The organism is Pseudomonas sp. KB_12, assembly GCF_052114545.1.
Lineage (GTDB): Bacteria > Pseudomonadota > Gammaproteobacteria > Pseudomonadales > Pseudomonadaceae > Aquipseudomonas > Aquipseudomonas brassicacearum.
Genome location: NZ_JBFREY010000073.1, coordinates 1 through 4,848, shown reverse-complemented (window position 1 = coordinate 4,848; position 4,848 = coordinate 1). Strand labels below are relative to the sequence as shown.

Annotated in this window: 2 protein-coding genes and 1 pseudogene; 2 read left to right on the top strand and 1 reads right to left on the bottom strand. The window is 61.3% G+C overall.

What is annotated here, in order from left to right; translation table 11 throughout:
- Together AB4Z20_RS27860 and AB4Z20_RS27855 are read left to right on the top strand one after the other, a co-directional pair.
- Positions 1–4,096 (top strand): annotated as a pseudogene (locus AB4Z20_RS27860) (LapA family giant adhesin); the annotation flags it as partial.
- 141 nt (positions 4,097–4,237) lie between these two features.
- Entirely contained in the window at positions 4,238–4,576 is a 339-nt protein-coding gene (locus tag AB4Z20_RS27855; protein ID WP_053161687.1) for a hypothetical protein, read from the top strand.
- Between the two features lie 69 nt (positions 4,577–4,645).
- On the opposite strand, the gene AB4Z20_RS27850 is transcribed toward AB4Z20_RS27855, so the two are convergent.
- Positions 4,646–4,848, bottom strand: a 203-nt coding sequence (locus tag AB4Z20_RS27850; protein WP_442091207.1) for a hypothetical protein, incomplete at its 5' end; no start/stop codon positions are given.

Sequence of the window (4,848 nt, the reverse complement as noted above, 5' to 3'; positions counted from 1 at the left end):
CGCCAAGGGCGGCAACTACGAAAAACTGGACATCGACGGCAAGCCTGCCGACACCATCGTCACAGACACCCAGGACACCACTGGCCTGACGCTCTCGGCAACTGACACTGTCGCCGAAGGCGGCTCCATCGTTTACACCGCGACCCTGACCAACGCCGCTGGCTCGCCTGTCACTGTGACCTTGAGCAACGGCGCCGTCATCAACATCGCGGCGGGCGCCACCACTGGCACCGTGACCGTCGATGCGCCAAAAGACGATGTCTACAAAGACGCTGGCAAAGTTGAAGTCAGCATCGACAAGGCTACTGGCGGCAACTTCGAGAACCTGGTTCCGAGCACCACGCCTGCGGTGACCGATGTTACCGACACCATCGACAACACCACCGTCAGCATCACCGGCAGCACGTCGGTCACCGAAGGCCAGGCGGCCACCTATACCGTCAGCCTGACGAACCCGGCGCAAACCGAGGTGACGCTCAAGATCGTCTACAGCGGCACCGCCGCCGATGGCACGGACTTCACCGGTGTCTACACCGTGAAGATCCCGGCCAACGCCACCAGCGCCACCTTCAACGTGGCAACGCTGGACGACAAGATCACCGAAGGCACCGAAAACTTCGTGGTCAAGATCGACTCGGCCACCGGTGGCAACTTCGAGCACCTGGCGGTCAGCGGCACCAATGGCAGCGTCAGCACCTCGATCATCGACAACGATGCGCCACCGGCACTCGACCTGGACGCCAACAACTCCAGCGGCAAGACCGGCGCCGATTACCAGGTGACCTTCACCGAAGGCACCACCGGCCCGGGCGTGTCCATCGCCGACACCGACCTGAGCATCACTGACCCGGACAGCACCATGCTGACCGGCGCGACCATCGTGCTGACCAACCGTCAGCCTGGCGATGCGCTGAACCTGGGCAACAGCGTCAACGGCATCAGCATCAACGCCAACAGCACCGACGGCAAGGTCGTCCTGACGCTGACGGGCAATGCGACGCTGGCCGACTACATGCAGCAGATCAAGAACATCAGCTTCATCAACAACAGCGAAGATCCGAGCACCGTACCGCGCATCATCACCGTGACGGTGACCGACGGCGCAAGCTACTCCAACACCGCCACCACCACCGTGAACGTGGTCGGGGTCAACGACGCGCCAGCGGCCACTGGCGGCGCGGTGACCGGTACCGAAGACACTTCACTGGTCCTCGGCTGGTCGACGTTCGGCATCAGCGACGTGGACAGTTCCGCCACCAGCCTGGGTGTGAAAATCACCGAGCTGCCGGCCGATGGCAAGTTGCAGTATCTGGACGGTGCAACCTGGAAAGACGTGGCCAACAACCAGACCTTCACCAAGGCTGACATCGACGCCGGCAAGCTGCGCTTCACTCCGGACGCCAACGAATCCGGCGCCAATGGTTATGTTGGCAGCAGCATGGGCAACAACCAGGCCGACTACGCACAGGTCAAGTTCCAGCCAACCGACGGCCAGGCACTGGGCAATACCAGCACCGTGAAGATCGACATCACGCCAGTCGCCGACGCACCGACCCTCAACGTGGCCGGCAACAACGTGACCTCCACCGGTTTGATCAAGGAAGTCTGGACCGGCCTGTCGGGCCTGGGCACCGATGGCAGCGGCGCGCCGTCCGGCACGCTCAAGTCGGTGATCGATGCCGCCGGCACGCCGAACAGCAGCACCAACGTGACCAACGTGCAGTCCGACGGTAACGTGAACGTGGGCACTGCGTCGAAAACCTCGGGCCTGATTTTCCTCGAAGCCGGCAAGACCTACACCTTCAGCGGCACGGGCGATGACAGCCTGCTGGTCACCATCGGCGGCAAAACCGCCGCGGCAACCACTTGGGGTGCGGGCGGCCAGTTGAACGGTTCGTTCACCCCGACCACCAGCGGCTACTACACCCTGGACATCTACCACCACAATCAGCACGGTGTCGGTAGCTATGACGTGAACCTGTCGGTCAACGGCGGCACGCCTGTAGACCTGAGCAGTGCCGGCGTGCCGCTCTACACCGGCGTGACCGACCTGGCGAATGCTGGCGTGACCGTCTCCGACCTGCACGGCACCAACGGCGAAGGCTACTACGACGGCTTCAAGCTCAACGAAGGCGCCGAAGGCACCAGCGTGCACCTGTCGAAAATCACCACCGCCCTGACCGACACCGACGGTTCCGAAAGCCTGAGCGTGAAGATTGGCGGCATGCCGGAAGGGAGTGTGCTGAGCGACGGCGTGGGCCACTTCGCGACCGTGGGCAGCAACGGCGAAGCATCGGTCAGTGGCTGGAACCTGGGCAGCCTGACCCTGACGCCGCCGGCCTATTACAACGGCCAGCTCAATCTGACCGTGACCTCCACCTCCACCGAAGCCCTCGGAGGATCGGCAACCACCACGGCGCAGATCCCAGTCACCGTGTACCCGGCGACCTACAACGCCATCACCGCCACGGCGGGCAGTGACAACGTCACCGGCACCGACGGCAACGACATCGTCGTCGCCGACATTGGTGGGCTGACCGTAGTGCCGGGCGTCAACTACAACATCGCCTTCATGGTCGACAGCTCCGGCAGCATGAGCGACTCGTCCATCGCCGCGGCCAAGGCCTCGCTGACCTCGGTGTTCAACACCCTCAAGCAAAGCATGGGCAGCAACGCCGGGACGGTGAACATCTTCCTGGCGGACTTTGATAACCAGGTGAACAAGACGGTCGCGGTCAACCTCAACGACCCGAACGCCTTGACCCTGCTCAAAGGCGTGCTCGACTCGATGGTGTCGGGTGGCGGTACCAACTACGAAGACGTGTTCAAGACCACGGCGAACTTCTTCAACAGCACCCAGGCCTTGAACAATACCGGCGCGAAAAACCTGACGTATTTCATTACCGACGGCAAACCGACCTTCTACCAGACCGGTGAACAGACCAACCCGACCTTGTACGGCAGCGTCAAGCTCGATGATGTGCTGAGCGCAGCCAACTACACCGTCGGCAAGTACTACACCCAGACGATCGACGGCACGCACAAGTACACCATCTACGAAAACGGTGAGATGTACCTGTCGACCAAAAGCGGAAAGAATTGGACCGACAGTTATGTGGGCACGGTGCATGCCGAGGGCAATGGCACTTTCGAGCTGTCGAACCTGGGTGGCAACGGTTATTCCGATTACTGGAACTACCTCGACGCGGCAGCTGGCTCATCCGCCAGCTTCACGCTGCTCAAAGGCTTGAGTACCGTCGAAGCCATCGGCCTGAACAGCGATGTGACCCTGAACGACCTCAAGCCCTACGATTCGGACTCGACGCCGCAGACCAACATCGACCCGAACAACCTGGCCAACTCGATCATCGGCCACACCGAAGCGACCCTGCCGGGCTCCGACACGGTCAACGGCGGCAGCGGCAACGACATCCTGTTCGGCGACCTGGTGAGCTTCAACGGCGTTACCGGCGAGGGCTACCAGGCCCTCCAGGCTTTCGTCGCCCAACAGAACGGCGTGGACGTCAGCAAGGTCACCACCAGCAACGTGCACCAGTACATCACCGAACACTACACCGCGTTCGATGTGTCCGGTGCCCACGATGGCAATGACACCCTGCTGGGCGGCGCCGGCAACGACATCATTTTCGGCCAGGGCGGCAACGACACGCTCGACGGTGGCAAGGGCAATGACATCCTGCTCGGTGGCACAGGTAACGACACACTGATCGGCGGCCAGGGCAATGACACCCTGATCGGCGGCCTGGGCGGCGATACCTTTGTCTGGAAGTCCGGCGACACCGGCACCGACGTCATCAAGAACTTCAACGCCGGCGAAGGTGACCGGATCGACCTGCGGGATCTGTTGCAGGGCGAAAGCGGCAGCACCATCGACCACTTCCTGAAAATCAGTACGGTCGATGGCGTGTCGTCACTGCAGGTCAGCACTTCCGGCCAGTTCAATGCGGCCAACGGTGCCGCAGCGACGCCGGACGTGACGATCAAGCTCGAAGGCAACAACTGGTCGAACGTGAACCTGAACTCGTTGATCGCCGGCAGCGACCCGACCATCAAGGTCGATCACAACAACAGCTGATCGGGCCCTCACGGCCGCCCTTCACAGGGCGGTCGTGCATGGCTGCTCCCAGGATGACGATTTCGTCTCCACCCTCCATACTCCCCCACAGTTGGCCTATGCTGCCCAGCATGACGCCGCTTCATACATGAGGGATGCCCGATGTTTTATGTGCAACGCGATGCACAAGGCCTGCTGGTGCGCGTAGAAGCCACCGCTTATGCCGAGGCCACCGAAACCTTGCCGGCCGACAACCACGAGATCCAGGACTGGTTCGCCAACCAGGCAGTGGAAAACAGCCTCAAGCAGCTCAAGCAGAGCGACCTGGAGATGATCCGGGTACTCGATGACTTGATCCAGGTGCTGACCAGCAAAGGCGTCATCCGTGTCACCGACCTGCCAGCCGCAGCCCAGGCCAAGCTGATGGACCGCACCCAGGCCCGGGAAGCCTTGGGCGGGTTGAGCCGGTTGATCGATGATGATGAGAAGGGGTTGATCTAGGCCTGGTTTCATCGGTGTCGGAACGGCCCTCATCGCGAGCAAGCTCGCTCCCACAATGTTTGCCGTTGATCAAACTGTGGCGAGATGGCTGGAAAGCTTTTGTGGCGAGGGAGCTTGAGCTGGTCTAATAGTCCCGGACACCTCAATAGGTGAAACTACACCTATTGAGGAATATTCCATGACCAAGAAGTACAGAAAATTCGACGCCGCTTTCAAGCTAAGAGTCTGCAAGATGATTGTTGACCAGGGCCTGAGCGTGAACTCGTGAACTC

Coding starts and splice junctions, on each gene's coding strand:
- AB4Z20_RS27855 (WP_053161687.1), top strand. CDS start 4,238: ATGTTTTATGTGCAACGCGATGCACAAGGCCTGCTGGTGCGCGTAGAA.